The organism is Rhodococcus sp. 5A-K4 (genome assembly GCF_046097995.1).
GTDB lineage: Bacteria > Actinomycetota > Actinomycetes > Mycobacteriales > Mycobacteriaceae > Rhodococcus_F > Rhodococcus_F erythropolis.
The window spans coordinates 20,646-45,603 of the sequence record NZ_JBJURM010000022.1 but is presented as its reverse complement, the minus strand read 5'-3'; the positions used below and the strand labels follow the sequence as shown (position 1 = coordinate 45,603).

At 61.5% G+C, this 24,958-nt stretch carries 33 protein-coding genes and 1 pseudogene; 3 read left to right on the top strand and 31 right to left on the bottom strand.

The annotated features are described in order from the left end of the window. Positions 1-52 precede the first annotated feature (52 nt). From ACKAMS_RS24740 to ACKAMS_RS24650, 19 genes are all read right to left on the bottom strand, one after another. Positions 53-955: a hypothetical protein gene (locus ACKAMS_RS24740; RefSeq protein WP_408989698.1), complete on the bottom strand. Its 903-nt coding sequence runs from the start codon at positions 953-955 to the stop codon at positions 53-55. Further along, entirely contained in the window at positions 952-1,092 is a 141-nt protein-coding gene (locus tag ACKAMS_RS24735) for a hypothetical protein (RefSeq protein WP_158656623.1), read from the bottom strand. Before ACKAMS_RS24735 ends, ACKAMS_RS24740 begins: the two co-directional genes overlap by 4 nt. Further along, positions 1,089-1,478, bottom strand: coding sequence for a hypothetical protein (locus tag ACKAMS_RS24730; protein WP_102999507.1), 390 nt, complete (start codon positions 1,476-1,478; stop codon positions 1,089-1,091). The genes ACKAMS_RS24735 and ACKAMS_RS24730 overlap by 4 nt, the downstream gene beginning before the upstream one ends. After that, entirely contained in the window at positions 1,475-1,609 is a 135-nt protein-coding gene (locus ACKAMS_RS24725) for a hypothetical protein (protein WP_257216388.1), read from the bottom strand. The genes ACKAMS_RS24730 and ACKAMS_RS24725 overlap by 4 nt, the downstream gene beginning before the upstream one ends. 160 nt (positions 1,610-1,769) lie before the next feature. Continuing rightward, a complete protein-coding gene (locus ACKAMS_RS24720; protein ID WP_408989697.1) occupies positions 1,770-2,027 on the bottom strand; it encodes a hypothetical protein in 258 nt (85 codons plus the stop codon). Positions 2,028-2,124: 97 nt separating this feature from the next. Next, complete coding sequence (locus ACKAMS_RS24715; protein WP_102999509.1) at positions 2,125-2,532, bottom strand: hypothetical protein; 408 nt, start codon at positions 2,530-2,532, stop codon at positions 2,125-2,127. Continuing rightward, positions 2,525-3,421, bottom strand: a complete 897-nt coding sequence (locus ACKAMS_RS24710; protein ID WP_408989696.1) for a hypothetical protein — start codon at positions 3,419-3,421, stop codon at positions 2,525-2,527. The genes ACKAMS_RS24715 and ACKAMS_RS24710 overlap by 8 nt, the downstream gene beginning before the upstream one ends. A gap of 3 nt (positions 3,422-3,424) precedes the next feature. Further along, positions 3,425-3,769 carry an HNH endonuclease gene (locus ACKAMS_RS24705; protein ID WP_408989695.1) on the bottom strand — a complete coding sequence of 115 codons (345 nt, stop codon included), beginning with the start codon at positions 3,767-3,769 and terminating at the stop codon, positions 3,425-3,427. Continuing rightward, entirely contained in the window at positions 3,766-4,104 is a 339-nt protein-coding gene (locus ACKAMS_RS24700) for a hypothetical protein (protein ID WP_408989694.1), read from the bottom strand. Before ACKAMS_RS24700 ends, ACKAMS_RS24705 begins: the two co-directional genes overlap by 4 nt. A gap of 4 nt (positions 4,105-4,108) precedes the next feature. Next, on the bottom strand, positions 4,109-5,239 hold the full coding sequence (gene dnaN, locus ACKAMS_RS24695; RefSeq protein WP_408989693.1) for a DNA polymerase III subunit beta: 1,131 nt from the start codon (positions 5,237-5,239) through the stop codon (positions 4,109-4,111). A gap of 12 nt (positions 5,240-5,251) precedes the next feature. Further along, positions 5,252-6,004 carry a hypothetical protein gene (locus ACKAMS_RS24690; protein WP_408989692.1) on the bottom strand — a complete coding sequence of 251 codons (753 nt, stop codon included), beginning with the start codon at positions 6,002-6,004 and terminating at the stop codon, positions 5,252-5,254. Next, positions 6,001-6,309: a hypothetical protein gene (locus ACKAMS_RS24685; RefSeq protein WP_408989691.1), complete on the bottom strand. Its 309-nt coding sequence runs from the start codon at positions 6,307-6,309 to the stop codon at positions 6,001-6,003. The genes ACKAMS_RS24690 and ACKAMS_RS24685 overlap by 4 nt, the downstream gene beginning before the upstream one ends. Continuing rightward, complete coding sequence (locus ACKAMS_RS24680; RefSeq protein WP_408989690.1) at positions 6,309-7,298, bottom strand: hypothetical protein; 990 nt, start codon at positions 7,296-7,298, stop codon at positions 6,309-6,311. The genes ACKAMS_RS24685 and ACKAMS_RS24680 overlap by 1 nt, the downstream gene beginning before the upstream one ends. After that, on the bottom strand, positions 7,295-7,675 hold the full coding sequence (locus tag ACKAMS_RS24675) for a hypothetical protein (RefSeq protein ID WP_408989689.1): 381 nt from the start codon (positions 7,673-7,675) through the stop codon (positions 7,295-7,297). The genes ACKAMS_RS24680 and ACKAMS_RS24675 overlap by 4 nt, the downstream gene beginning before the upstream one ends. Further along, positions 7,672-8,253, bottom strand: coding sequence for a hypothetical protein (locus tag ACKAMS_RS24670; RefSeq protein WP_102999518.1), 582 nt, complete (start codon positions 8,251-8,253; stop codon positions 7,672-7,674). Before ACKAMS_RS24670 ends, ACKAMS_RS24675 begins: the two co-directional genes overlap by 4 nt. Next, positions 8,250-8,531, bottom strand: coding sequence for a hypothetical protein (locus ACKAMS_RS24665; RefSeq protein ID WP_408989688.1), 282 nt, complete (start codon positions 8,529-8,531; stop codon positions 8,250-8,252). Before ACKAMS_RS24665 ends, ACKAMS_RS24670 begins: the two co-directional genes overlap by 4 nt. Positions 8,532-8,649: 118 nt before the next feature. Further along, complete coding sequence (locus ACKAMS_RS24660) at positions 8,650-8,778, bottom strand: hypothetical protein (RefSeq protein ID WP_408989687.1); 129 nt, start codon at positions 8,776-8,778, stop codon at positions 8,650-8,652. Positions 8,779-9,022: 244 nt separating this feature from the next. Further along, positions 9,023-9,166 (bottom strand): hypothetical protein, encoded by a 144-nt coding sequence (locus ACKAMS_RS24655; RefSeq protein WP_408989686.1) that lies wholly within the window; start codon positions 9,164-9,166, stop codon positions 9,023-9,025. Beyond that, complete coding sequence (locus tag ACKAMS_RS24650; RefSeq protein ID WP_408989685.1) at positions 9,163-9,393, bottom strand: hypothetical protein; 231 nt, start codon at positions 9,391-9,393, stop codon at positions 9,163-9,165. Before ACKAMS_RS24650 ends, ACKAMS_RS24655 begins: the two co-directional genes overlap by 4 nt. A 124-nt stretch (positions 9,394-9,517) precedes the next feature. Here ACKAMS_RS24650 and ACKAMS_RS24645 point away from each other — a divergent pair, with 124 nt between their 5' ends. Further along, complete coding sequence (locus ACKAMS_RS24645) at positions 9,518-9,769, top strand: helix-turn-helix domain-containing protein (RefSeq protein ID WP_102999521.1); 252 nt, start codon at positions 9,518-9,520, stop codon at positions 9,767-9,769. Here the strand turns inward: ACKAMS_RS24645 and ACKAMS_RS24640 are convergent. Together ACKAMS_RS24640 and ACKAMS_RS24635 are read right to left on the bottom strand one after the other, a co-directional pair. Then, the gene (locus tag ACKAMS_RS24640; RefSeq protein WP_102999522.1) at positions 9,766-9,960 is read right to left on the bottom strand and encodes a helix-turn-helix transcriptional regulator; all 195 of its coding nucleotides are present in this window, start codon (positions 9,958-9,960) and stop codon (positions 9,766-9,768) included. The genes ACKAMS_RS24645 and ACKAMS_RS24640 overlap by 4 nt on opposite strands. 61 nt (positions 9,961-10,021) lie before the next feature. Further along, the gene (locus tag ACKAMS_RS24635) at positions 10,022-11,389 is read right to left on the bottom strand and encodes a recombinase family protein (RefSeq protein WP_408989684.1); all 1,368 of its coding nucleotides are present in this window, start codon (positions 11,387-11,389) and stop codon (positions 10,022-10,024) included. A gap of 35 nt (positions 11,390-11,424) precedes the next feature. On the opposite strand from ACKAMS_RS24635, the pseudogene ACKAMS_RS24630 reads away from it, so the two are divergent. Then, positions 11,425-12,501, top strand: a pseudogene (locus ACKAMS_RS24630) (amino acid permease); the annotation flags it as partial. 9 nt (positions 12,502-12,510) lie between these two features. On the opposite strand, the gene ACKAMS_RS24625 reads toward ACKAMS_RS24630, so the two are convergent. Next, complete coding sequence (locus ACKAMS_RS24625) at positions 12,511-13,269, bottom strand: ABC transporter permease (RefSeq protein ID WP_020908473.1); 759 nt, start codon at positions 13,267-13,269, stop codon at positions 12,511-12,513. Beyond that, on the bottom strand, positions 13,269-14,258 hold the full coding sequence (locus ACKAMS_RS24620) for an ABC transporter ATP-binding protein (protein WP_020968852.1): 990 nt from the start codon (positions 14,256-14,258) through the stop codon (positions 13,269-13,271). The genes ACKAMS_RS24625 and ACKAMS_RS24620 overlap by 1 nt, the downstream gene beginning before the upstream one ends. Before the next feature lie 212 nt (positions 14,259-14,470). Between ACKAMS_RS24620 and ACKAMS_RS24615 the strand changes: the two genes are divergently transcribed. Beyond that, on the top strand, positions 14,471-15,691 hold the full coding sequence (locus tag ACKAMS_RS24615) for an HNH endonuclease signature motif containing protein (RefSeq protein WP_254664932.1): 1,221 nt from the start codon (positions 14,471-14,473) through the stop codon (positions 15,689-15,691). 15 nt (positions 15,692-15,706) lie between these two features. Here ACKAMS_RS24615 and ACKAMS_RS24610 read toward each other — a convergent pair whose 3' ends face one another. From ACKAMS_RS24610 to ACKAMS_RS24575, 8 genes are all read right to left on the bottom strand, one after another. Continuing rightward, a complete protein-coding gene (locus ACKAMS_RS24610) occupies positions 15,707-17,308 on the bottom strand; it encodes a substrate-binding and VWA domain-containing protein (protein WP_070385335.1) in 1,602 nt (533 codons plus the stop codon). Positions 17,309-17,521: 213 nt separating this feature from the next. Continuing rightward, positions 17,522-18,934: an acyl-CoA synthetase gene (locus ACKAMS_RS24605; RefSeq protein WP_283384330.1), complete on the bottom strand. Its 1,413-nt coding sequence runs from the start codon at positions 18,932-18,934 to the stop codon at positions 17,522-17,524. A gap of 12 nt (positions 18,935-18,946) precedes the next feature. After that, complete coding sequence (locus ACKAMS_RS24600; RefSeq protein WP_020908478.1) at positions 18,947-19,627, bottom strand: rhomboid family intramembrane serine protease; 681 nt, start codon at positions 19,625-19,627, stop codon at positions 18,947-18,949. Between the two features lie 64 nt (positions 19,628-19,691). Next, entirely contained in the window at positions 19,692-20,795 is a 1,104-nt protein-coding gene (dapC, locus tag ACKAMS_RS24595; RefSeq protein ID WP_408989683.1) for a succinyldiaminopimelate transaminase, read from the bottom strand. A 5-nt stretch (positions 20,796-20,800) separates the two neighbouring features. Further along, complete coding sequence (fdxA, locus tag ACKAMS_RS24590) at positions 20,801-21,124, bottom strand: ferredoxin (RefSeq protein ID WP_003945248.1); 324 nt, start codon at positions 21,122-21,124, stop codon at positions 20,801-20,803. A gap of 146 nt (positions 21,125-21,270) precedes the next feature. Beyond that, entirely contained in the window at positions 21,271-22,029 is a 759-nt protein-coding gene (locus tag ACKAMS_RS24585; RefSeq protein WP_019744515.1) for a hypothetical protein, read from the bottom strand. Then, complete coding sequence (locus ACKAMS_RS24580; RefSeq protein WP_408989737.1) at positions 22,029-24,587, bottom strand: bifunctional FO biosynthesis protein CofGH; 2,559 nt, start codon at positions 24,585-24,587, stop codon at positions 22,029-22,031. Before ACKAMS_RS24580 ends, ACKAMS_RS24585 begins: the two co-directional genes overlap by 1 nt. A gap of 118 nt (positions 24,588-24,705) precedes the next feature. Continuing rightward, on the bottom strand, positions 24,706-24,894 hold the full coding sequence (locus ACKAMS_RS24575; protein WP_003945217.1) for a hypothetical protein: 189 nt from the start codon (positions 24,892-24,894) through the stop codon (positions 24,706-24,708). Between the last annotated feature and the right edge of the window lie 64 nt (positions 24,895-24,958).

Below are 24,958 nucleotides of genomic sequence, written 5' to 3'. Positions count from 1 at the left end.
AACCCTTCGTGTTGCGGCCAGCCGGGGACCGGGCCGGAACACGTGCACTCGCTCATCGGATTCGTGTTCCCATGAACGACAGCCGACGGAGCGTGCCCCACTTCGACTCGGGAACCACTTCCCCGCAATTGATGTCGGAGCATTGCACGAGTACCGGCATCGACTGAATCAGTAGCCGTTCAGTCGCGACGGCGGGACGACCGTCGGTGTAGCGCCGTACCTTCGCCGGTCCCTGCATCCCGAAGCCGACAGGTTCGACAAGGTACGTCGGTTCGCCGTACTCGTCGAGCACCGGGACGACTTCGTACATCGGCGGTGTCGACGGCGGGTAGATGACGACCGTGCGCTTCCCGCACCCTTCACACTCGATCGTCGGGACATGCCGCACACGATCGGTGTACGGCCAACGGGCGAGGGCTGTTTCGCGTTGGCTGACGATCTCGGCGACCATCTCTTCGATCCACGGAAACCGAATGATCTCGTCGAGTCGATTGAGCAGCCACCGGGTGACGCGGTCGACGACGTGCAGCATGCCGCTGCGTATCCCCTGCACCTGCATCGTGCCGTCGGTCGCCCATCTCGACGCAAGAATCTTCCACGTGCCGGTCATGTCGGGCGGGTTGGTGCGCAGCTCTTCGGCGGCGAGCTGCGCCCACGAAAACAGTAAGCCGATCGTCTCGTCGGCAGAGTCGACGGCGGCAGCCGAGATTGGCATCTTTGAACCGGCCTTGTTGGCTTGCTTGCTGCCGTCCCCGTCGAACCCTGCTGCCGGTTCGAGCTGTTCCCGCATCCAGCAGATCGCCTCGGGTGTACCGGCGATGACTTCACGTAGTCGAGCTAGGTGCCCCTTGCAGAGGCATGCGCCCTCGAAGACACCAGCCCGAGCTACTTCGTGATCCCACACCGGCACACCGTCGTCGCCGATACGACGGTGTGTCAGTACACAGTTCGTCATAGGTGCCACCCGACGACGACGATCGCGAATCCGCACGACACAAAGACTTCCTCGACATTGCGGAAACCGAGGATTCCGAGGCCGTTGCCGACGATCAGATAGATCAAACCGAGGTTCATCACCTGACGCCGAGTCATTGCCCTGCTCTCCTCGCGTCGATGAATGCCTGCATCGCGTTCAGCGCTTTGTCTTTCGTCTCTTGGTCGAGCGCGTCGAACTTCGGGTCGTTCAGCGGTGCGACGTACTCATGCGACGGCAGGACAGTCCCGGCGCTTTCCTGCACCCATGCCCGGTTCTGCGGGTCGAAGATCCATCCGGCCTGCCAATTCAGAATTGACTGTGCGAGTAGTGATGCGAACTGACGCAACGGGATTGGTCGACCTGTCTCGCACATCGGCATGAACAGGAATTCGGCGAGCGGTTTCACGCTTTCCGATGTGTGCTTCGGGTGAGGCGGTTCGGGCAGCTGATCCATGATCTTCTGCAGGTCGATCTCGGCGCGAGGCTTACCGCGTTGCGTCATGCGTGCACCTGCTCGAGCATCGTCAGGGCTTCCTTCAGTCCGTCGACTGTGCCGTGGTCGTACTCAGTGCGGGCCAGCGGTGACAGGAATTCGATGCGCTCTCGCAGTGCGTCGATAATGTGCTTCGTCATGTGTTGTCCACCTTCGTAAGTCGTGAGAGGAAGAACGCGCGAGGCGTTGTGTTTGGCTCGTCGATGCGATGTGTCTGCGCCCACCCGGACCTGATGTGGTCGACGCGATAGATGCCGTTCACGGCGCACACACTGACGGCGTCGCCTTCAGCGATTGCGTTCATCGGTAGTCGCGGCGCTGCTCGGCACGAAACTTCGCGAGGTGCGCACGCTTCGCATCCCTTGCGCGGCGCCCCGTGCTTTCCTGCAGAGTCTTGACCACTGCGCCGATGAATCCGACGGCGAAAAGTGCCAGCAGCCAGAGTCCGAATGAGATCCAGAGCGGCGAGGCGACCCACCACCACGACCAAGCGACCGTGTCGGTCAGTTTGAGGATCACGAAGACGATGAACACAATTGTCGAGAGTGAGAACTTCACGATGTAGCTCGATTCTGTGAGTTGGGGATGACTTGCGATAGCGGTTGCTGCGGTCCAGATCGACCACACTTCCCTATTTGGAACATTCGGTGCCTGACTAGTCGCGAACGGCCTTACGGTCGGCGAACGATCGAATAGCGGCCATAACCTCGGCTCGACGGGTCGGCGATGCGGGACCGGGCGGGGTCGCCGGTCGACGGCCCGATGTCAGTTCGAGTCGCCGATCGTTGTGCAGTGCCCGACGGTCACGATCGACCGAGGATTCGCGGGCTGACCTGTCGGCCCGAATCTTGCGACCGAGTCGAGTCACATCGGCGGGCATGATGCGCCGAGTCTCGTCGGCGTAGTGGTCGATGACGGCTTCGATCATGAGCGGCAGCGGCAGGTCGTACTTCGAGAGCGCCTTTGCCCAGTTGACGGCGATGACCGGATCGGGCTTCGGCATCGTGGGGTCGATCGCGGCTGCCTCGGCGAGTACGCGTGCAGCGGCTTGGACGTCAGTCATTGTCGGCTTCTCCTAGTTCGATGATGGTTTCTTTCTCGGTGAGCGCTGCAGCCTCGATCGCGTCGGCTTGCTGCGCGATCTCTCCCCATCCGGCGACCTTCGCGCTCGCCGAGGTCGACGACGCGGGGCCGTATCCGGCTTCGGCGTTGGCTTTGATCCGGAGGCGGTCGTACTGCTTTCGGAACGTCGGCATCGACGCGATGTTCCCTCGCCAGAAGTCATCGGCGAGTGCCCAGTCGATGAGGGCGAGTGCCTTGCCGAGATCTCGCTTGTCGCGGTCGAGCAGTAATCGGGCCTCGGTGCGCCACTTCGCGGTGATCGTCGGCGTCTTCGATCCGGTCTCGGTGATTCGTTGCTGAAGTCGTTCGCAGAGTTCTTCGATATCCGGCCTCGGCGGCTCTGCCGACGTAGAAGAACTACGTAGTAGTTCTTCATCTTTAGGGGTATGGGTATGGGTATGGGTAAGAGCGGACGCGGGTGTGACAGTCTCGGGACTGACGTGACTGTCCCGTGGGACATCGGCGGGACTATCCTCTGAGCTGCTCATTTGCCCTTTCTTCGTTGCCCGCCACTTCGCTTTGCGGTCGGCTTCGGCTTGCCTCTTCTCGGCGAGTTGCGCTGAAGTCTTGTTGTATTCGGCCCAATTAACGACCTGGTAACCGTCTTCGGTGGTCTCCCAGAACCCTGCAGCGACGAGTAATTCGGCTGTCCCGAGCGTTGTCCCGAACTCGTCCCAAATGTCCCGTGGGACATTGCCGTCTGTCCCGTGGTCGTTGCACCAGCTGTTGACGAGCGTCCACAAACCCATCGCTTCGCACCGATTCGCTCTCGGAATCCGAAGCGTTTTCCGATGACTGTGAAGCTTGTCGTCGGTCAGTCCCCACGCCATCGGTCAGCCCTCCTCTTGTCTTCGTTGGTAGTTGCCTGCATCGTCCAGACGGACGACTTCGCGACCGAGGTGTACGTCGATCCATTCGGGATTCCAGCAGCCACGGACAGCCCACCCGTTCGCGTACGACGCGGCCGGATGCTCGGTGATCCAGCCGTGACAGCCGCGTACACCGTCGCCGCACAGATGCAGCAGATTCGACGGCGCCCAGCTGCCACCCTGCGAGCGGTTCTTACGGTGATGTACCGATTCGGCCCGACCCGTGCAGATGCCTTGGATACGGGCCTCACAGTCGCCGCCCGATCGTTCTCTGACGATGCGCCGACCGTTCTTTTCGTCCGATCTCACGATGCACGTGCTCGTAGCGTCAGGATCTCCTGTGTCGCTTCGTTCAGCTGCCGGATCGTGTCGCGGTGCGAATCCTCTTCGTCCTGCAGATCTTTGCGTGCCTTGTCGCGTTCATCCTCGGCGCGCTTGCGTGCGACCTTGTGCACCCCGGCGTCTTCACACCCACAGAAATACGCCTCATTTGCCGACGCCTGCAGATCTTCGAACTCTTGCGCTGACACGAATCTGATTTCGCGTCCCGGCCGGAACTGCAGTTGGTCGGTGCCGTCGAAGTCGCCTTCGAGCACTACCTCGGTTTGCCCGATCGAAACGATGCGGGCAGTTGACTCGCTCATGTCACTACTTCCTGACTGGCATTACGAGATGCCTGTATTCCGATTCGGGTGCCGAGAACGGCATGTGCATATCGGGCGATGTGAGCGTGCCGGGATGCACGAGAAAGGGCCTGTTGTCTTTGACGATGCCGAGCGTCACCATGTCGTCACGGGTCGCGGCGAGCGCTTGCCGTAGGTACTGCGCATTCGTCTTGATCTCAACGTCGTCGCCGTAGACGTTCGCTTCGATCCACTCGGCTACTGTGCCCGTGCCCTCCGATTCGAGGTGTACGCGAATCCCTTTCTCAGACATGTCAAGTAGGACGTGCGGCGCACCCCCTTGCATGACCGTTGTTCTATTTAGGGCATCCGATAGCTGCGAAGTTTCGACGGATACGACGGTGCCGTATTCGGCTGGAAAGAGTTGTCGGAACTTCGGGAACTCGCAGTCGAGAAGTCGAATCGTTGCGGTCGATCGGGCCGTCGTGACGCTGAGTGTGCCGTCACCGAAGTGCAGTGTCACCTCATCCGTTTCGGTCAGCGCTTTCGCGAGGTCGCTCATCTCGGCAGCGCCGACCAGCACCGACAGTTCCGAGTCGGCGACACCGGGCGCCCATTCGGTTGTGTGGCAGGACATGCGAAAGCGGTCAGTTGACGCGAACGTGATTGCAGTGCCGACGGTTTCGATCTTGATTCCCGACAGCATCGGCAGCGTCTCGTCTTTGCCGGCCGCTGACGCTGCGCGTTCGATTGCGTCGATCAACACACGAGCGTCGATCGTTCCCGACGGCTCGTCAGGCTTCGGCAGGTGCGGAAAGTCCTCGACGGGCATCAGCGGCAGCGTGAACCGCGTAGCGCCTGCGGTTATGACGAGTGCCTGACCGTCGACCTTCAGCGTGACAGGTTTCGCGGGCAGTACCTTCGCGATGCCCGCAAGTAGTTTTCCGGAGACGAGCACCCGATCAGGGGTCGACACATCAGCCGACGCGCTCACTGTCAGGGATCGTTCATAGTCGAAGGCAGAGAACGATACTGAAGCGAAGTCAGCTTCGATGAGGATGCCGCCGAGGATCGGTGTCACAGCTTTCGCCGGTAGCACTCGCAACACATCGAGCACCGCCGACGTGAGTTCCGATTTCGTAATTCTGAGTTCCATTGCTGTGCTCTCCTATGCTGCGCGTGTTTGTGCGCGGTAGCGGTCGATGGTGCGCACGGTGGTGCGAAGGATCGACGCGATCTGTTGGCATGACAGCCCTTGTGCGTCGAGCCGTGCGAATGCCGCTCGACGTTCGGTGATCGTCGCGTCGGTGACCCGTCCTGATACGAGTCGCTGCACCACGACATCGTCGACGAGCTGCGGGCCGGTATCTCTGCCGAGCTTCAGCGGTTCAGCGAACGGGTCGTCGATGTCGTCCCAAAGCAATGGGTGAACGAATCCGTTCGATGCTGCCCACCGTTTCGTGCGAGTGCACCCGCCGTCGGCACCGACGCCGTCGAACAACTCCTTTACAGCGGAATAGGTTTCGTACGTGACTGTTTGACGCTTACGTATCTTCGCGAAGTTCGACTTATCGACTCCGAGTTCTGTTGCGACATAGTTCACGGAGAAGCCGAGAACCGCTAGCCCTTCGATCCTTCTGCGCGTCCCAGCGCTCGAAACGAATGACTGCTGTCGATGCGGTTTACCGTCGACACTTGCGAGGGCATCTGCGACACCGCGCCGTATTTGCGCACTCGAACCGTCGAGCATATTCGTGATGGTCGTTTCAGTTATGCCAGCTGCTCGGGCGATCATGGCGAACGACAGTCCGACAGCCAGCAATCGGCTCACGTGGTCGACTGTTGACTGCTTGTCGACGAGTTCCATTTGCGTGCCCGCGAGGGCTAATCGAGTCATCGGCCTACCGACTGGATAGTTCATGGTGTCGCCTTCCTGATCCATACGCCGACGCGTGAACCGTTGCGCGTCTTGCGATTCGACACCTTCGAATCGACTCGCGTGATTCGGCCCGCATTCTTCGCGGAACCCATCACAGACGGCAGAATGTTGACTTCCTTCGGTCCCGGCTTCACCGATGTCGGGATCAGTGCACGCACATCGTCGACCGAAAACGGTTTACCGCGAAGGATCACACGGTTCAGTGCATCCTCGGCGTGCGCCCGATAGGTGAGATGAATGTCGAACTCGAATGCGAGGTTCCCGTCATCCGTCTTCTGTTTGCCCACTACGCACCAACTTTCGCGGCTTCGATCTCGGCAGCAGTGATAACGCTTGCCTGCGTCTGCAGGATCGTTCGGATGGTCTCGCCGCTGTCAGTGACGCAGTCCAACACTTCGATGTCTTGTGCGAGTTCCCATGCTTCATTCACGAGTTCGCGTGTCGTCGCAACGGATGCAATCGCGGCCATGTCGGCGATGTCGAGCTGACTCGGTAGGTCGCGTACGTGAGCCTTCGCCGGTTCGCACTTCAAGATGTCGAACACGAGCGCTTCGAGTGTCAGATCGGGAATGACGATCGGATCGTCGCTACCCGGTCGAACGTGAATGTGCCGGGACCGGGCGCCGATGATGGTCGGCGGTTCCGAGCGCTTCATGCGAACCCACACTGTCGCGTCAAAGCCGACTTTCTTCTGTGCGTCGACACGCCACTTTTTCTCACCCGTCGGGTTACCGCTCGCGTCGTTCACTGCGACCTCGGTGCCCTGCGCTGTCATGACGGCGATGCCGGGGAACGTCTTCAGAATCTGCATGAGTTCCCGGTGCCGATCGTTGGCGATCGTCCACAGGTCCGAACCGATGACCACTTCGGCGTCAGGGTTGTCGACGAGCTTGCCTGACTTCAGGTCTCGTCGGCGGGCGCGCATATCGACGTACGCCTTATGTATGTCCCATTCGGCGGTGACGGTGTCGATTCCGAGCACCACGGGCTTCTCACCGGCGTCGGCTGCGCGTTGCGCTTCGTCCCGAGCTGCTGCCACCTGACCGAGGATCGTCGACCACCGGCCGTCGTGTTCGATCAGTTCGTACCGGGCGCCGTCGATTGACCCGTACTCGTCGCCCGCACCTTCAGCGAGGTCGAGCCAGAATGTGCGACCGACCTTGTCGGATGCCGACAGCTCGGCGAGCATCCACGACTTACCGGCGAACTCTTCGCCTTCGAGCAGCACTAGCGGGTAGGGCACTGCGCCTGTGGGTTGTCTTGTGTTCAGTGTCATTTCAGTTCTCCGGCTACTTTGCGCATGCTCGCGATGACGTTCTCTGCGGTTTGATCCGGGCTGTCATTCCAGGTCGGAACAATTCGATTCCAGTCGGCCCAACTGAACGGGTTAGCCGATTCGTACAGTCCGAGCGATGTGCCGAGCGCATCCATCGCTTTTTCGTACCTGTCCTCTTGCTCGATGGTCCCTGTGTAGTCGTCGGCGTCGATGTTTTCGGGAGGGATGCCGACGGCACGCAGGATCGAACCGGCAGCGCAATAGCAGTACGTCGAGTCTTCGGGGTCGCCCGAGATGATGTAGCCACCTTGCCCCCACCCTCCGGACTCGAGAATGTTTGCGGCGTTCAGAAGATCGACTTTGATCTGAAAATTCATTTCTTTGCCTCGATCGCGAATAGCGGGATCTGGGACTGTGCGAGTACAGATTCGGCGAGCGCTTGCGCGGCCGTGTTAGGCCGGATGGTTACAACACCGGGCGGCCGGGTGACCTTTATGCCGGGGATCTTTCGGCCGACGATCAGTGCCTCTTTCTTCGCGAGGTCCACCATCCACTGCGGCACAACTTCGTCGATCGTCAGTAGATGCTCGGCGTGCTCGATGAGTACGGCATATACCTCTTCGAGGTTCCCGAGGACGTATCGGCATTCGAGTTGATCTGCGCGCGTTTCCCGTAGGTATGCGTCGAGCGCTTCGGGGTCGACGATCGTCGAGATCGGATCGGGGAATGACTTCGATACGGTGCCGAGCTTTTCCTCTTTCTGCTCACCGTCTTCGATGTAGATTCGGGTCGCAGTTTCCTTCGCGCCTTTGCTCATCACTTCGTCGAGTCCGGTTGAAGAGATCGACTTGATTCCCATGATCGACTTCACGAGTGCGGCGACGAGTACCGCCCGATTAACCATGTCCGATACTGGCTCGACGTCGATTACTTCGGGTGCGGGTTGCTCTGTCATTTCGTCTCCTTGATTGGTCGAATGTTGCGAAGCCAGGCCGCCCACCCGAGTAAGTCCGTTTGGCAGTCTCGGCAGTGCGTCATTCGCGTGTTCGCCGTGTACACGATGTATTCGATGCAGCGCCGCGAGATCAGGACGTGCTTGAAACCGTTTGTGCAGTCGTGGTATTCGGCGGTGAACTCGGCGATAGTCGGGCATTCGTGCCCTGCGACTTGAGGTATGTCGCAACGTAGTTCGATACTCGCGTCGAGATGCTGAAGTAGCTCTGATTCGTTCATGCGAGCCTCATTCGCTTCACGTCGTCGAATGCGGTGTCGGCGGTTTCAAACTTAATAGGCCAGAACAGATAAGCGGCGAGCGCGTAGGCACCTATGACGAATAGGTACCCGACCCCGATCATTTGCGTGTCCGAGGCTTAGGCTGCGCCTTTGCGCGTGCAGCTGCCTGCGCTACGGCGGGCAGTTCTTTCGCGGGAATGCCGAGCGCGAATGCGACGGCGTTCAAGTCTTCCTTTGTCAGTTTCATGACTGTTCTCCCATAGTTGTTGTTGAACATATGGTTTCGAGCCACCCCGGTTTTCGTTCCCTCGCAAAGGTGTGCACCTCCCGCCGACCTGCGGGCCTCTCTGCGGTGTAAGCGACCACCCGAGATCGAGTGTGATGATCGCCAATATCTTCGCCGTGATGACCTATATAGAACCGTCGGGACACTGTTTCACTGCTGGCTTTCGCCGCGTGCCGTCCGTGGGCGTAATCGAATTGTGTTGGCGCTATGCCGATTGCTTGTGCTGCTGAGGTACCGATCGGGCGTATGCGCCTCGGATCAGATCGAGCTGTTGGGCCGTTGCAGGCTTTCTAGCTGCTGCCACCTTGTCGAGCCATGCGCGCTCGGCTTCGGTGAATTCGCGGGTCATGCCGCGAGCGATGCCTCTGCCTTCGACATCAGCATGGACGGCAGGACGCCGAGTACCCGTGCGATCTCGAAGAGCTGAGGGACGGTGAAGGCGTCGTCGATCATGTGGCGATCGAGGGTCGTGTTTGCGATTGCGGCCCTTCGTGAGAGTTCCCGACGCGAGATCTTCTGTGCGTCAAGTAATTCCTGAATGGACTCGGCAACTGTGTGGGCGTTGGTGTGTTCCATATAGGACACCATACGTGTTCTATATGGGGAATTCCAAGGTTGTCAGTAACGATTCGGTAACAGAAGAGCGTTCCTCTGTTCCATATGGGGCAGAACGTCCTAACTTTCAGGTAAGTTGTTCCATATGGCACAGGGAGCGCGTAGCGCGGACGAATACACGGCAGCAGTCGCGGATGAACTGCGGGCCGCGAGGATCGAACAAGGCATGACACAGATGCAGCTTGCAGAGACTTCAGGTATTCCCCGCTCGACGATCTCGAAGATTCTTGCCGGTGGTCAGCCGATCGACCTATCCGAACTGCGCGCGATCTGCACCGCACTAGGGCTGAGTGCGGTGCAGGTCATGCAGAGCGCTGAACGTCGGCTCGGACTCTAAAAGAACGAAGACGGCAGTACCTGAAGGAAATTCGCGATATCGACGAGTGTCGGCAGCGTCATCGACGAAGCGTCGGCGAGCCAGTCGAAGACTGTGCGCACAGGTTGATTGATGGCCTCACCCACATCGACGGCGGTGACAGATCGGTCCCTCATCGCGCGTTCGATAGCGGCAGCAATAGCGTCGGGCATGTCGTTGTTCTCGTTTCTCTGCCGGAAAGAATGACCGGTTTAATACCGGGCATGTCCGAATTTACAGCCACGCTAGGACAATGTCGTCAGGATCACGGCGCTTGCCTCTGCCTGACTTTCTGATCGAAACGGTACACAGCGAGCGCACGACCGATCTCTGATCGACGATCGTCATTCCGGACCATCGTTCAGCCGCGCCAGCGCCGACGAGAAACGACACGAGCGGGTTCTTCGACGACTCACGCGCTCGGCGTTGCGCCTCGGCGATCTGCGGCTCGATCGTCGCTTTGATCCGTGTCAGCATCGCGAGCGTCAGCACCTGATTCGCGTACCCGTCGGTCGCTTCGTCGAGCCGTGCCTGAAGCGCGCGTTCCTCGGCGCGATAGTCCGGTGCACCTTCGACGGGTTCGAGGTCTGCGGGATCTTGCGCTTCGCACCATTCGATGATCGCCTGCTCGACGAGTCCGTTCACCCAATCGAGGCGCCGCGAGACGCATCGTGTCGGGCCGTCGCACGAGTACGCCGAATAGCCGTGGTTCTTCAGCCGAATGACCGGCGCCTGACACTCGCCGCACGTGGCGATACCGGACAGAAGATGTTTCGGTGCCGAGCCTTGGTGCGTCTTCCGTCGCGGGTCAGACAGGATCGAAACGATCCGGTCGTGCTGCTCGACGGTGATGATCGGCTGCCACTGCCCCGGAGTCTTCTCCCCCTTGTGTGTACGGATTCCCGCGTACGTCGGCCGCTGAATCATTTCGACCATGAGCGATGCCCGCCACGCCTTCGACTTGCCGCCCGGTGGCACACCGCGATCGTTCAGATCCCGAGCGATCGACCACATCGACTCACCCGCGAGTATCCGGTCGGCGATTTCGAGGACTACCGGCGCTTGCTTCTCGTCGGGTTCGCGCTTGACGATCTTGCTGCCGGACTCGTCGAGGACGCCTCGGTATCCGTACGGCACACGGCCGTGTGCCTTCCCGTTGACAGCGCTCTGCGCGTGCGCTGCAGTCATCCGCTTACGGGCATGGTCGATCTCATGTCGGGCGACGGCGCCGACGATTCGGGCCGTCATCTGTCCGGTCGGGGTCGACAGGTCGAGTTCGCCTGCCTGCACCGTCCGAACGATCACTGAATGCTTCTCGCAGATCCCGATGAACGTTTCGAGCTCGGCGGGCGAACGGTGCATTCGATCGGTATGCCACGCGATGACGGCTGACGCGCGACCGTCCTTCAGAGCGTCGAGCATCGCCTCGTAGTCCGGGCGCCGCTTACCCGAGTACGCCGAGATGTCGTTATCGGCGTAGGTTTCGATCACTTCCCACCCGAGGGCTTCGGCAAGTCGTTCACAGTCTTCGCGTTGACGCTCGACGCCGAGGCCGGCGCCTTCGCGGTCAGCGGAGATCCGGCAGTAGATAAATGTGCGCACGAGCCGAAGGTACACCATCCCTAGCGCGGCTTTAGTGGTTCATGCTGATCATGGTGCTGGGCGCCGAGATCACCGGAGCCTCGGCGATCGTGAACGACTGGGTGCCGTCGATCCCGCAATGGGTTGTCGCCCTGGTCTTCGTGGTGTTCTTCGCCGTGGTGAACCTGGCGAAGGTCAGCAACTTCGGTGAGTTCGAGTTCTGGTTCGCCGCAATCAAAGTCACCGTCATCATCGCCTTCCTCGTCATCGGCGTCCTGCTGGTGTTCGGCATCCTCCCCGATACCGATCCGGTCGGTACTAGCAATCTGTTCGGGCAGGGCGGCTTCATGCCCAATGGGTTGTCTGGCATTGCCGCAGGACTGCTCGTCGTGGCGTTCGCCTTCGGTGGGATCGAGATCGTCACCATCGCCGCAGCCGAATCCGAGAATCCGGAACGCTCCATCGCCGTCGCTGTGCGAAGCGTCGTGTGGCGCATCAGCGTCTTCTACATCGGTGCCATCTCCATCATGGTTCTGGTGCTGCCCTGGAACGACCCCGAACTCGAGAGCGGCCCGTTTGTGGCCGTCTTGAACAAGGCGAACATTCCGGGCGTTGCCGGGTTCATGGAACTGGTCGTCGTAGTGGCTTTGCTGTCCGCGTTCAACGCCAACATCTACGGCACCTCTCGGATGGCGTTCTCACTTTCGCGCCGCGGCGACGGACCCGCTTTCATGGCGAAACTGTCGAGCACCGGAGTTCCGACCAATGCCGTTCTGCTGTCGGTGTTCTTCGGCTTCGTCAGCGTCCTGCTCAACTGGCTGCTCCCCGACGACCTGCTCGGCATCCTGCTCAACGCAGTCGGCGCCGCGCTGCTCGTCATCTGGATCTTCATCGTCGTCTCGCATCTGCGACTGCGTAAACAACTCGAAGCGTCGGGCAAGCTGACAGTTCGTATGTGGCTGTTCCCGTATCTGAGCTACGCGACTCTCGCGATGCTTGGCGTCTTCGTCGTCCTCATGCTCTTCGACGCCGATGCCCGTGCACAGTTGATCTCGACCACCGTGTTGTTCCTCGTGATCGCGGCATTGGGTTTCCTGAACGCCCGTTGGCGTAAGCAGAATCAGCCCGCCTGATCCGTTCGCCTATGCATCCCGCCTGTTCACGACGACGATGCTGAGGCCGAATACGACGAGCACGAAGAGGGCGAAGTAGACCAGGCTGCCCCAGGGTCCCCAGTGGAAGTCGACGCTACCGCCGGAACCGAGAAAGTTGTTGGCGTTCATGAACGGCAGGAACGGCATGATCTTCTCGCCGATACTTCCGAACAGGTTGAACAGATTCTCGATCAGCAAGGGCCACAACAGCAGTAATGCGATAGCACCCGCAGACTGCCGGAGCAACGCACCCACTCCTACGGCTAGAACTACGCAGAAGAACGCGTAGATCGGTGTTCCGTAGACGACCCGCCAGTTATCGTCGCCAGACAGAGTCAGGAATCTTCCGGCGTCACCTGATGTGGCCTTCGTGAGAGCGAAAGCGCCGAAAGACAATACGAGAGTCAGTACCGCTCCGAAACCACCGATGAGGCCCGCTTTGGCGATGAGCACCGAAGCGCGGTTCGGAACTGCCTGGAAGGTGGTGCGGATGGTCCCGAAGCGATATTCGCTGGTGATCGCGAGAGCCGCCATGATCATCAGAACCAACACACCGAAGCCGGTCACTCCACTGAGCGCCCCCGACACTGTCGGCATCATTGCACCATTGGGGCTACTGAGCGACGACTTGGCGCTCAGTCCGAAAACCGTAGCGAGTCCCAACCCGAGCACGATGATGATGATCGTGCACCACAACGGTGATTTGGTCGTGGTGATCTTGATACGTTCAGCACTGAGAACAGCCATTACAGTGCACCTCCCATAGCCTGCTGTGTGTTTGCCTGCTGCGTATTTGCATGGTGTGCACCAGCACCCGGATCGATACCGGACGCGTGGTACTGGACATCGTCTCCGGTCAACTTCATGAACGCATCCTCGAGCGAACCCTGCTGGGACGCCAACTCGTACAACACGATTCCCTGCGAACCAGCCAAACCACCGATCACATCAGTCGTCGAATCCACGACCACCAACGCCGGCGCAACACCGGAACCGTCCTCACGCACCGTCAACCCCTGCGAGAGCAACACACTGCGCAACGCATCGAGCTGAGGACTACGCACGCGCACCGTCGACTCCGACGAACGATCCACGAACTCCGCCACCGTCGAATCCGAAATCAACCGACCCCGGCCGATCACCACCAACTGCTCCGCCGTCAACGCCATCTCCGAGAGAAGGTGACTCGACACCAGCACCGTGCGACCCTCGGCCGCCAACCGCTGCATGAACTTACGAATCCAGACGATGCCCTCCGGATCGAGACCGTTGACCGGCTCGTCGAACAACAACACCTTCGGATCACCCAACAACGCACCCGCCAACCCGAGACGCTGCGACATACCCAACGAGAACCCGCCGGCCTTCTTGCCCGCCACCTCGGACAACCCGACCAACCCGAGCACCTCGTCGACGCGGGACTTCGGGATCCCGTTCGAAGCGGCCATCCACTGCAGATGCGCCCGCGCACTGCGGTTCGGGTGCACCCACTTCGCATCCAACAACGCGCCCACCGTCCGCAGCGGTGTCTTGAGCTCGCGGTACGGCTTGCCGTCGATCAACGCCGCACCCGACGTCGGCTGATCCAAACCCAGAATCATCCGCATCGTCGTCGACTTACCCGCACCGTTGGGGCCCAGAAAGCCCGTCACGATGCCCGGCTTGACCGTGAACGACAAATCGTCCACCGCTTTCGTCGGTCCGTAAACCTTGGTCAATCCCCTCAACTCGATCATGAGGACCAGTCAACCATGAAAAACCGAACTGTCGGAACTTTCGGACGCCAACAGAGAAAGCCGTTGCGTGCGTTCATTGTCGGCGCTAGTATCGAATGTATGTTCGACACTACCGGGGGGTAAAAGTGACGACGAAAGTATCTGAACAGGCGATATCCAAACAGACGATATCCGAAGAGACGATCGGACAATTCCGAGCGTCACTCGTCAGCATGGATCGTTCCATCGACAACGCAGCTCGCGTGGATCTACTACGCGCACTGGAAGAGCTGAAGGCCAGTTGCGCTGGGGCCCAGGCATTGCTGGCTGCCGATCTCGACACGGTAACCCGCAAGGACCGCGGCGAACGGGGAGTTCCGCGCTCGTACCAGGGCCGTGGAATCAACGCGCAGATTGCCCTCGCACGGCGAGAGTCGGCATGGTTCGGAACTCAGCATCTCAACCTGGCCCGCGCACTGAACGACGAGATGCCGCACACACTTCGACTACTTGTCCGTGGCTCCATCAGTGAGCATCAAGCAACAATTCTCATGCGTGAAACTGCGTGTCTCACAGTCCAGGATCGCGCTGCATTGGATCGCGAGTTCTGCTGCGACGCTGCAATCTTGGACGGATGTGGCACCCACCAACTGACAGAAAGAATCCGCGCACGCACTGCGGAAATAGACGCAGACAGTGTTGCCAGACGAGCACGCAAAGCCGTAAGAGACAGACGCGTGACGTCACGGCCTGCGCCCGACACGATGTGCTGGCTCAATGTGTTACTTCCCGCTGCCGCGGGTACCGCCGTATATGCCACGCTCGGCCGCGATGCAGATTCCGTACTTGCCGGCGGGGACAAGCGCACGCGAGCTCAAATCATGGCTGATCTCCTGGTCGAGCGGGTCACCGGAATCGGCCGCGCCACACCGACACCCGTCACCGTAAATCTCGTTGTCTCCGACCAGTCGCTACTGGGCGACGGTACCGACCCTGCCCACGTCCACGGGTACGGACCTGTTCCAGCAGCCATCGCACGTGAATGGATCACCTTGTCCGGCGAGGACTCCGAAACCATGACAACGGTTCGAAAGCTCTACGCACGCCCCGATACGGGCGCACTGACCGCAATGGAATCCACCGCGAGAACCTTCCCGAAGGGGTTGGCACGATTGATCGAACTCCGGGATCGAAGCTGCCGCACTCCGTGGTGCGACGCGCCGGTTCGCCACCGCGACCACATTCGCGATCACTCGAGGGGTGGCCTCACCAGCGCAGCCAACGGTGCCGGGTTGTGCGCGGCATGCAACTACGCGAAACAGGGCTCGGACTGGTCTGCCGAACCTGTACCAGGTACCCGGCACACCTTCACCACGACGACGCCTACCGGGCACCGATATTCGTCTGAGGCTCCGCCACTTCCGACCCCCTGGGCCGGTCCCGACGCGGCCTGAGGTCCTCGGCGTGGCTCACGATCCTCGGTGAGCCAGTGCGTTCACAAACACCTCGGAAATCTCCGAGGGGTCTCGAGCGATGTACGTCGAACCGCCCGTCACGCGGGAGATATCGGCGAGTGCCGCCGCATCGGCGTCATCGGTGATGCCGATGGTGACGATGATGACCGGACGCGCCGGATCCTGCTCGCGTGCAAGAACATCGAGCAGCTGTTCACGGCTGATGCTGTCGGGATCTTCGTTGGCACCGTCGGTCAAGATGATGACGCTGTTGACCGCTCGCGGATCGTACGATTCCTGCACCTTACGGAAGGCGGCCAGAGTCGTGTCATACAAACCGGTGGCGCCACGCTTGAGTTCGGTGAGACGGTTCGCCTGATCAGCCATCAACTTTCGCTGAGTCATGCCGTCGACGATGGTGTCGTAGCGCCTGATCGGCACTAATTCCTGAAAGTCCTGGGTTCCGTTCATACCTTGGGAGAACGCCCAGAGACCGGCAGCGACACTGTCCGGGAAGACCTGATTGCCGGCGAGAGCGGCAGCAGTGGTCAACTGCATGCGCGTCTTGCCGCCTGCTGCCGGGTAGTCCATCGACGCAGACACGTCGATCGCAACGAGTGTCCGGATCGGCTTGGCCATCAGAGCCCAAGCGCCCAGCGTTTGATCGGCCACCGACTGTTCGGAGACCGTCAAGGCCGTCACGTCACCAACTCCACCTTCGACAGCTCCACCGCCGGAAGTACGGAAACCGCTGCGTGTCAGCACTTCCTGAGCAGATTCACTGTGCAGCAGGTCGGCGATGGCGTCACTCTTCTTCGCTGCCGCGTAGTGCCGATCCGGCGCCGAGGCACTGACCACCAGGGGGTAATCCATGATCATGGTTCCAGTCGCCGGTACTGTCGCGGAAATCTTCGACTCGGCTTTCGTGAACTCGACGACCTGTTGCTCGGTCGAAACACCGACCTTGCCGGAGCTGACCAATTCGGTGAGCATCTTCTGCCCTACCGGCTGATCTTCGGTACGAACGCTCTCTGCTTGGGCATGGGGTACCAGGGCCGCTCGAACCGATTCGGAGGTGGCCCCGGTCTCCGCGAGGGCTCCGAGAATGGGCGCCGACGCAACCCCGGTGAACAACGGATTGCCCAGCGCGAGATCGGGAACCTGAAGCGCCGTGAGCCAACTGGCAAACTGCTCGCCACCGCCGGAGGCGAGGACGACAGGCGAGGTGGCGATCGAACCGCCGGCGGCAGCAACCGGTCCCTTGGCCGTCAGTGCAGCTTTGCCGACCCACGCTGTCGAATCCGGTATCCACATGTCCGGTGCGTCCACGCCCTTACCCAGGGTTCCCGCTACGTCGCCTGGCAACGCAGAGGTGACTGTGATCCGCGAACAGCCTGTCTGCTCCGGCGACGATTCTGCGAGGATCTCCGTGACTGCAGGCGCGATCGCAGGATCTGCTGCCAGCGAGTACTCGTCGACGCTCTCGCAGGAATCGGACTGTGTTGCCTTGAAGACCACCACCCCGGTAGCGACTACCGCGACGGCAACCAACCCACCCACTGCGTAGAACCCGATCGATCGCCCGCTGTCAGGACTCGAATGCCGTCCGCCCGCCATGAAATCTGCCCTTCCGAGGCCACTCGCACTAGGACATACCGACGGCATGCGTGCGACTGGAGCTATCCCTACCGGGCGGTAGTGTAGCCAAGAACACAGAAATTCCAACTAGCGCTAAATCGTCGGAGAACCGACGAGCCCATATTCCGGGACAGTCCGACCGAAGTCACGAACCTTCAAGCGTCACAGCGACTTTTCAGCAAACTACTCTTCTCAGAAGAGCTCGCGCTTCTGGACCTTGCCCATCGCGTTACGCGGCAGAGTCTCGGCGAAGCGAACCTCACGGGGACGCTTGTGCGCCGACAACTCAGCCCCGACCAACTCGACCAATTCAGCTTCGGTGACCTCGGGGCTCCCGGGCTTACGGACTACGACGGCGATGATCCGCTGACCCAGATCGGCGTCGGGGACACCGATCACCGCAACTTCGGACACCGAAGGGTGCCCGAGGATGGCGGTCTCGATCTCGCCGGCGCCGACTCTGAATCCACCGGTTTTGATCAAGTCGATGGATTCGCGGCCGACGATTCGGTGGAACCCACCCTCGTCGATGACGGCGACATCACCGGTCTTGAAGTAGCCGTCCTCCGTCCAGGACTCGGCGGTTGCGTCTGGACGGTTCAAGTAGCCGTCGAAAAGCATCGGCCCACGTACCTGTAGACCGCCGATACTCTCGCCGTCGTGTGGCACGTCGTTGCCCTTCTCGTCACGAAGACGAGTCTCGACTCCGCGCAGCGGCACGCCGACCCACCCTGGGCGTCGCTCGCCGTCGAAACGTGTGCTCAGAGTCAGCATCGTCTCACTCATGCCGTATCGCTCGATGGGCGTCAATCCTGTTCGGTCCCGTAGCTTTTCGAAGACAGGCACAGGAAGCGGCGCACTACCGGAAACCAGAAGTCGGGCACCGGACAACGCGCGGGCAGCTTCTTCGTCCTCGGCGATACGCGACCAGACGGTGGGAACACCGAAGTAGAGGGAGCCTTTCGCCCGGGCGTAATTTTCCGGCGTCGGCTTGACGGTGTGGATCACCCGGCTGCCGATCCGGAGGGGGCCGAGGATTCCGAGGATCAGTCCGTGCACGTGGAAGAGCGGAAGCCCGTGCACGAGCGTGTCTCGCCACGTCCAGTCCCAGGCCTCGGCAAGCGCGTCGATCCCGGCTGCGATGGCCGAGCGACTGAGCAGAACGCCCTTCGGTGGGCCAGTGGTTCCGGACGTGTACAGGACGAATGCTGTGGACTGCGGTGCCGGTTCGGGATAGCTGTGCCACGAGCGAGCGTGCAACCGGACGGGAACTACCGGCAGAGTGTCGCAGTGGTCGTCCGTTTCACCGAGCCACGCCTGAGCACCCGAGTCACGCAGAATGTGCTCCCGCTCAGCCTTCCCCGAGTCCGGCGGGACCGGCACAACGGTGACACCGGCAATCAATGCCCCGACGACGGCGAGGATCGTTTTTGCTGTGGGAGTTGCCAATACGGCAACCCGATCGGCCTGCGCCACTCGTTCCGCGACCGAGGTCGCGGCACCGAGAATGGCACTCCGCGAGAGAACCGTGTCACCGATCGTCACGGCGGCGTCGAGGTCGTCACCGCGGGCGACAGCAAGGGGGTTCAGTGATCTCAGCAGCACCACGACAGCATCTCACAGCGCCGATGGTCGCAAACTTTCTCCTGCCCGACGCGCATCTATCGAGTGCGGAGGGAACAGCGTCACCAGCGCCGCCCCCAAGAGCGCCCCGGAAAGAACGGCGAATCCGTGCGCGTCATCGACCGTCACCAGGGTTGCGCCGCCGACGACAATCACGGCCGTCAGAACAATCTCAGGCATTCGCGGGCGCACCAGAACACCGATCCCCGCGGCCGCCGCTGCCAGAGCAAGTGTGGCACCGGAGTTTCCTGCGCCGGTCGACGGAAAGACTGCGGTGGTCAGCAAACCGAACAACAGTTGACCGAACAGGAAGAGAGCCCAGCCACGTGCGGCGCCCCAGAGCCGGAACGCAGGCGGTGCAACCACAGCCAGGGTCACGAGATTGGTGACGGTTCCTGCGACCCCTCCGTCCTGGACGAGCACGGAAGTCAGAATGCGCCACCATTGACCGTCGCGAATCAATGCGGGATCACGACGAAACATCTCGAGTAGTCCTGGTATCAGCGCCTGCAGGATGGACGGCACTGCAACCATCAGCCAGAGGAGAGCTGCCGAGAGTGGGAACTCTCCGAAAACTCGACGACTTTTCAACCACACGAGCATCAGCGCAACCGAGGCGACAACGACAGCAAAAATCAGTACCGCGTCCAAGCCGCCGGTCCCTGAGGTGGTCACAGCGCGACCTTACATCGGACCGATACCGACATCAGGGAACCTGACACCTGGGAAAGCACACGGTTCAGGCGGAGAGGCGCTTTGCTGCCGCGGCGATTCGTTCGTCTGTTGCAGTGAGCGCGATCCGCACGTGCTTGCTCCCGCTCGGACCGTAGAACTCACCGGGGGCAACGAGAATCCCACGATCGGCGAACCAACTGACCGTCGCTCGACATTCCTCGCCGCGCGTCGCCCAGAGGTACAGACCCGCCTCGGAATTGTCGACGGTGAATCCGGCGCCTCGAACAGCTTCGATCAACACGCTGCGACGCTCGCGGTACCGCTCGCGCTGGATGTTCTCGTGTTGGTCGTCGCCCAAAGCTGCGGTCATCGCCGCCTGGATCGGCAACGGCAGGATCATGCCCGCGTGCTTTCGCACCTCGAGCAGTTCCGACACCAGAGCCGGATCACCGGTGACGAACCCGGCGCGATAGCTCGCGAGATTGGACGTCTTCGAAAGCGAGTGGACCGCAAGCAAACCGGTCAGATCGCCGTCGTTGACCCGGGGATCGAGAATGGAGAGCGCATCCGCTTCCCACGTCAATCCGAGGTAGCACTCGTCGGAGACGACGATCGCGCCCCGCTCGCGCGCCCAGGCCACGACCTTCTGCAAGTGCTCGAGGCCGAGCACTTTGCCGGTGGGGTTCGACGGCGAGTTCACGAAGATCATCGCCGCCGACTCGGGACCGAGCTTGTTCAAGCCGTCGGCGCGCAGGACGCGAGCGCCTGCCAGCTTCGCCGCGACCTCGTACGTCGGGTATGCCAACTCCGGAATGACCACGAGATCGTCGGCTCCGAGACCGAGCAATGTCGGCAGCCACGCGATCATTTCCTTCGTGCCGATCGCCGACAGGACCGCTGCCGGATCGACGTCGGGAATGTTGTAACGGCGATCGAGTGACTCCGCTACGGCCTCGCGAAGTGCGAGCGTGCCGTGCGTCGTCGGATATCCGGGTATCTCGGCAACAGAGGACAAAGCCTCCTGTATCACCGGATCAACGGGATCAACCGGCGTTCCCACGGACAGGTTCACGATGCCGTCGGGATGAGAGTGCGCCTTCGCCGTGACGTCGGCGAGCGAATCCCACGGAAAATCAGGAAGCCCAGCGGCCACCGGAGTACGAGACAAGATCTCTATTCCTCACCCATGGGAGGCAGCGCCTTGATGAACGGCGTGTCGTAGTCGACCTTGCCGAGCTTGGCCGCTCCACCCGGCGAACCGAGATCGTCGAAGAAATCGACGTTGGTGCTGATGTACGCGTTCCACTGGTCCGGGACGTCGTCTTCGTAGAAGATGGCTTCGACGGGACAGACAGGCTCACACGCGCCGCAGTCGACACACTCGTCGGGGTGGATGTAAAGCATGCGTCCACCCTCGTAGATGCAGTCGACAGGGCATTCTTCGATGCACGCCTTGTCCATCACATCTACACACGGTTCAGCAATCGTGTAGGTCACTGCCGATCTCCCTGCCTTCCTGTCGTGCATCGCCGCCGCAACACGCAGTTGCAAGGGGCCGAAAATCCGATACGACTCTCACGTACCGCGGGAACAGCCTATTATCCCCCTGCCAACCGACTCTGAGCAGGCGGGGGTAACACATTTCAGCCTACTGCGGTGATGTTCCTCGACCGAATCGCAATCCACTTCTCCCCCGCAGCAGCAGCGCGGACCAAAGCGCCGCGCTCACCGAGATAATCCGCCACGACGCCGACCACCGGAATCTTGCCGAAAATCTCGTACGGTTTCGTCCGCGACGGCCGCTTGTGCAGCTCGTCCGTGATGGCACGAAAAGTCTTCGACGTGCGCCACAAGGTGCCGATGAGCGCGAACGGGCGCCAGGTCTCGTCGGTGCCGCTGACCGACTTTTCGGCGAAATCCTCACCGGCGAGCAGATCTCGGGACTTGGTCTCACGCCGGCACAGCACCGACGCCAGGAGGTCCACCTGCTGATCCCGTTCGGTCACTCCGTGTTCACGGGCAACCGCAACGAGCACAACGGCCTGATTCGCGAAGGCCAGCAGGTCCTGGATCGGCAACCGATTGAGGAGGACGCCGAAGATGCCGGGAAACGCGACGGCGACGGTGTTGAGTGCACCCAACCGGGTCGTCCACCACTTCGAGCGCTGCTCGTCGGTCATCACCGACCACGCCGCCGTCCCGGGGAACTTGACGACGTCGAGGACCCAAGCGGCCGCGTCCAACACCATCGCAGCAGCGTTTCGCTCGGGATCGGTCGGCTCGAACGTCCGACGCTTGATACCGAGCGGATCGCTGTAGGCGAGGTCGAGAACCGGGTTGATCCCCCACACCGCTCGATCGAGAACCTCGACGACCTTGCGGTCCCCCAGTACGTCAGCCATCAGGCAATCGCTCCTTCGCGTCGTGCATGTGTGGTGGTTCGTTCGCGTGCCGGACGTCCGATTCCCTCGGCGATGGTGCGCAGTTCTGCGACGGTCTTCTCGGAACCGTGTTCGGAGCCGGCCATCCGCGAGATCGTCTCCTCCATCAGCGTTCCGCCGAGGTCGTTGGCGCCGCCGTTGAGCATCATCTGCGTTCCGGTGATGCCAAGTTTGACCCAGCTGGTCTGGATATTGGGTATGCGGCCGTGCAGCATGATGCGTGCCAACGCGTGTGCAGCGCGGTTGTCCCGATTGGTCGGCCCTGGCCGGGAAGCGCCCGCCAGGTACAGGGGCGCGCTCTGGTGAACGAACGGCAGCAGCACGAACTCCGTGAATCCGCCTGTACGGTCCTGGATTCCGCGAAGAACGTTCAGGTGCCCGACCCAATGGTGCGGCTGATCGACATGCCCGTACATCATCGTCGAACTCGACCGCAGCCCCACCTCGTGCGCCGTGGTGACCACTTCGATCCATTCCGCCGTCGGCAGTTTGCCCTTGGTGAGGATCCAGCGCACCTCGTCGTCGAGGATCTCCGCTGCCGTACCGGGAATGGTGTCCAGGCCCGCCTCACGAAGGGCCGTCAGCCAATCCCTGATGCTCTCACCACTGCGCGATGCACCGTTCACGATCTCCATCGGAGAGAACGCGTGGACGTGCATCGACGGCACGCGCTTCTTGACGGCCCGGACCAGGTCGGCGTAACCGGTGACGGGAAGTTCCGGATCGATACCGCCCTGCATGCACACCTCGGTTGCGCCGGCGACGTGCGCTTCCCACGCACGGTCGGCGACCTGCTCTGCCGACAGCGTGAACGCGTCGGCGTCACCCTTGCGCTGCGCGAACGCACAGAATCGGCAGCCCGTGTAGCAGATGTTGGTGAAGTTGATGTTCCGGTTCACCACGTAGGTGACGTCCTCGCCGACGGCATCCTTGCGCAGCGCATCCGCCAGTGCCACAACGGCTTCCAGGCCCGGGCCCTCCGCCGTGGCAAGGGCCAGGTACTCGTCGTCGGAACATCCGGCCGGGTCGCGTTCGGCACTGCGGAGCGCAGCCAGCAGATCGGTGTCGACGCGAATCGGAGCACTGAGTTCGAGGACCTGTTCGCGCACGGTCTCCCAGTCGCCGAACGCACTGCCCAGGTCACTGCGGGTCTCGGTGTTGCGCCCGTCCGTGTCGATCTCGGTATTGAGATCGACGCGTCCGCTCGATTCCCACGACTCGTCCGGTTCCTGCCACGGCCGGCCCACCGGCTTGGTGTCGGGCAAGGCGAGACCGGTCTTGGGATCCGCCAGCGCCTGCACGTGACCCGCAATACGCGGATCGATCCACGGAGCCCCGGCCAGGACATATGCCGGCTGAGCCGCAGTGCGTTCGGTCAGCGTGAAGCCGCCCTCGGCGCTGATCTCGGCCAAGGTCTCGAGATTCGGCCAGGGACGCTCGGGGTTGACGTGATCGGGGGTCAACGGTGATACCCCGCCCCAGTCGTCCACGCCTGCGCCGAGCAGCGCGAGGCACTCGCTGTTCGAGACGAGATTCGGCGGACTCTGAATCCGCATCGTCGGCCCGAGCAGCAGGCGTGCGACGGCGATGGCCGCGAGAAACTCGTCGAGTCCAGCATCAGGCGTATTGCGCATCGCGGTATCGGGCTTGGCCAGGAAATTCTGAATGATCACTTCCTGGATGTGGCCGAACGCCTTCTGCGACTTGCGTATCGCCATGATCGACTCGGCACGTTCGAGGAAGTTCTCCCCGATGCCCACAAGAATTCCCGTGGTGAAGGGGATGTTCAGTCGGCCTGCGTCGGTCAGGGTGCGTAGCCGAACCGCCGGGTCCTTGTCCGGGCTGCCGTAGTGGCACTCACCCTTGTCGGTGAACAGCCGGGTAGCGGTCGTCTCGAGCATCATGCCCATCGACGGCGCAACGGGCTTGAGCCGCGAGAGTTCCTGCCAGCTCATCACACCGGGATTGAGGTGTGGGAGCAGGCCTGTCTCCTCGAGTACCCGGATCGACATCGCTCGCACGTAGTCGAGGGTGGAGTCGTAGCCGCGTTCGTCCAGCCATTGCTTGGCTTCCGGCCAGCGAGCCTCGGGGCGATCCCCCAGCGTGAACAACGCTTCCTTGCAGCCCAATTCGGCGCCTGCCCGGGCAATGTCCAAAACCTCGTCCGGTTCCAGGAACATGCCGTGCCCAGCGGCACGCAGCTTCCCCGGCACCGTGACGAATGTGCAGTAGTGGCACTTGTCCTGGCACAGACGGGTCAGCGGAATGAAAACTTTCCGCGAATACGTCACGGTGTTCGGCCGACCCGCTGCCAGCAGACCGGCATCGCGAACCTTGGCCGCCGAAGAACACAGATCGGTCAGATCGGTTCCCCGTGCCTGCAGCAGCGTTGCCGCCTCGTCGACGTTCAGGGTCGCTCCGTCGCGTGCACGACGGAGAACTCGCCGCATCGCCGACGCTGACGGGCCGGGCGACGGACTGGACGAGGCGGACGCGGAAATACCTGGCATCGGAAGCATGGTGGGTTTGCCGGAGTCATCACCAGTTCGGTTCACCTAGCGATCATGCGCCATGTGGGACGACTAGTGCCACCCGGTGCCAGAAGTAGGCGGCCTCACCGCCCCGACACCGCCTCGATCACGACGGCCGGTAGTCGTCGTCGACCGCAACCTCGACTCGTTGATCCACCACGTCAGCCACTGGCGCGTCGAGCGGAATGTCGGTCAGATCGGGTTCTTCAGGGGCGTTCGGATCTACGGGTGTCGATTGTTCGAGCGCATCTGATTCCGGAGCCTCCGGGTCGAATGTCGCATCTTGTTCGGTCATCACGTGCTCCCTTCGCGGTCGCCACACTCCACGATAGGGCCGATGTCGACAGATCGCCCCTCAC

Bases quoted from the DNA above. Each gene is read 5' to 3' on its own strand.
- ACKAMS_RS24645 (WP_102999521.1), top strand. From the start codon at position 9,518: ATGGCACAGGGAGCGCGTAGCGCGGACGAATACACGGCAGCAGTCGCG.
- ACKAMS_RS24735 (WP_158656623.1), bottom strand. From the start codon at position 1,092: ATGACTCGGCGTCAGGTGATGAACCTCGGTTTGATCTATCTGATCGTC.
- ACKAMS_RS24580 (WP_408989737.1), bottom strand. From the start codon at position 24,587: ATGCTTCCGATGCCAGGTATTTCCGCGTCCGCCTCGTCCAGTCCGTCG.
- ACKAMS_RS24615 (WP_254664932.1), top strand. From the start codon at position 14,471: ATGGATCGTTCCATCGACAACGCAGCTCGCGTGGATCTACTACGCGCA.
- ACKAMS_RS24730 (WP_102999507.1), bottom strand. From the start codon at position 1,478: ATGACGCAACGCGGTAAGCCTCGCGCCGAGATCGACCTGCAGAAGATC.
- ACKAMS_RS24575 (WP_003945217.1), bottom strand. From the start codon at position 24,894: ATGACCGAACAAGATGCGACATTCGACCCGGAGGCTCCGGAATCAGAT.
- ACKAMS_RS24660 (WP_408989687.1), bottom strand. From the start codon at position 8,778: ATGAAACTGACAAAGGAAGACTTGAACGCCGTCGCATTCGCGCTCGGC.
- ACKAMS_RS24620 (WP_020968852.1), bottom strand. From the start codon at position 14,258: ATGATCGAGTTGAGGGGATTGACCAAGGTTTACGGACCGACGAAAGCG.
- ACKAMS_RS24700 (WP_408989694.1), bottom strand. From the start codon at position 4,104: ATGAGCGAGTCAACTGCCCGCATCGTTTCGATCGGGCAAACCGAGGTA.
- ACKAMS_RS24625 (WP_020908473.1), bottom strand. From the start codon at position 13,269: ATGGCTGTTCTCAGTGCTGAACGTATCAAGATCACCACGACCAAATCA.
- dnaN (WP_408989693.1), bottom strand. From the start codon at position 5,239: ATGGAACTCAGAATTACGAAATCGGAACTCACGTCGGCGGTGCTCGAT.
- ACKAMS_RS24680 (WP_408989690.1), bottom strand. From the start codon at position 7,298: ATGACACTGAACACAAGACAACCCACAGGCGCAGTGCCCTACCCGCTA.
- ACKAMS_RS24710 (WP_408989696.1), bottom strand. From the start codon at position 3,421: ATGGCGTGGGGACTGACCGACGACAAGCTTCACAGTCATCGGAAAACG.
- ACKAMS_RS24665 (WP_408989688.1), bottom strand. From the start codon at position 8,531: ATGAACGAATCAGAGCTACTTCAGCATCTCGACGCGAGTATCGAACTA.
- ACKAMS_RS24585 (WP_019744515.1), bottom strand. From the start codon at position 22,029: ATGGCTGACGTACTGGGGGACCGCAAGGTCGTCGAGGTTCTCGATCGA.
- ACKAMS_RS24715 (WP_102999509.1), bottom strand. From the start codon at position 2,532: ATGACTGACGTCCAAGCCGCTGCACGCGTACTCGCCGAGGCAGCCGCG.
- ACKAMS_RS24725 (WP_257216388.1), bottom strand. From the start codon at position 1,609: ATGACGAAGCACATTATCGACGCACTGCGAGAGCGCATCGAATTCCTG.
- ACKAMS_RS24650 (WP_408989685.1), bottom strand. From the start codon at position 9,393: ATGGAACACACCAACGCCCACACAGTTGCCGAGTCCATTCAGGAATTA.
- ACKAMS_RS24655 (WP_408989686.1), bottom strand. From the start codon at position 9,166: ATGACCCGCGAATTCACCGAAGCCGAGCGCGCATGGCTCGACAAGGTG.
- ACKAMS_RS24740 (WP_408989698.1), bottom strand. From the start codon at position 955: ATGACGAACTGTGTACTGACACACCGTCGTATCGGCGACGACGGTGTG.
- ACKAMS_RS24610 (WP_070385335.1), bottom strand. From the start codon at position 17,308: ATGGCGGGCGGACGGCATTCGAGTCCTGACAGCGGGCGATCGATCGGG.
- ACKAMS_RS24690 (WP_408989692.1), bottom strand. From the start codon at position 6,004: ATGAACTATCCAGTCGGTAGGCCGATGACTCGATTAGCCCTCGCGGGC.
- ACKAMS_RS24675 (WP_408989689.1), bottom strand. From the start codon at position 7,675: ATGAATTTTCAGATCAAAGTCGATCTTCTGAACGCCGCAAACATTCTC.
- ACKAMS_RS24670 (WP_102999518.1), bottom strand. From the start codon at position 8,253: ATGACAGAGCAACCCGCACCCGAAGTAATCGACGTCGAGCCAGTATCG.
- ACKAMS_RS24640 (WP_102999522.1), bottom strand. From the start codon at position 9,960: ATGCCCGACGCTATTGCTGCCGCTATCGAACGCGCGATGAGGGACCGA.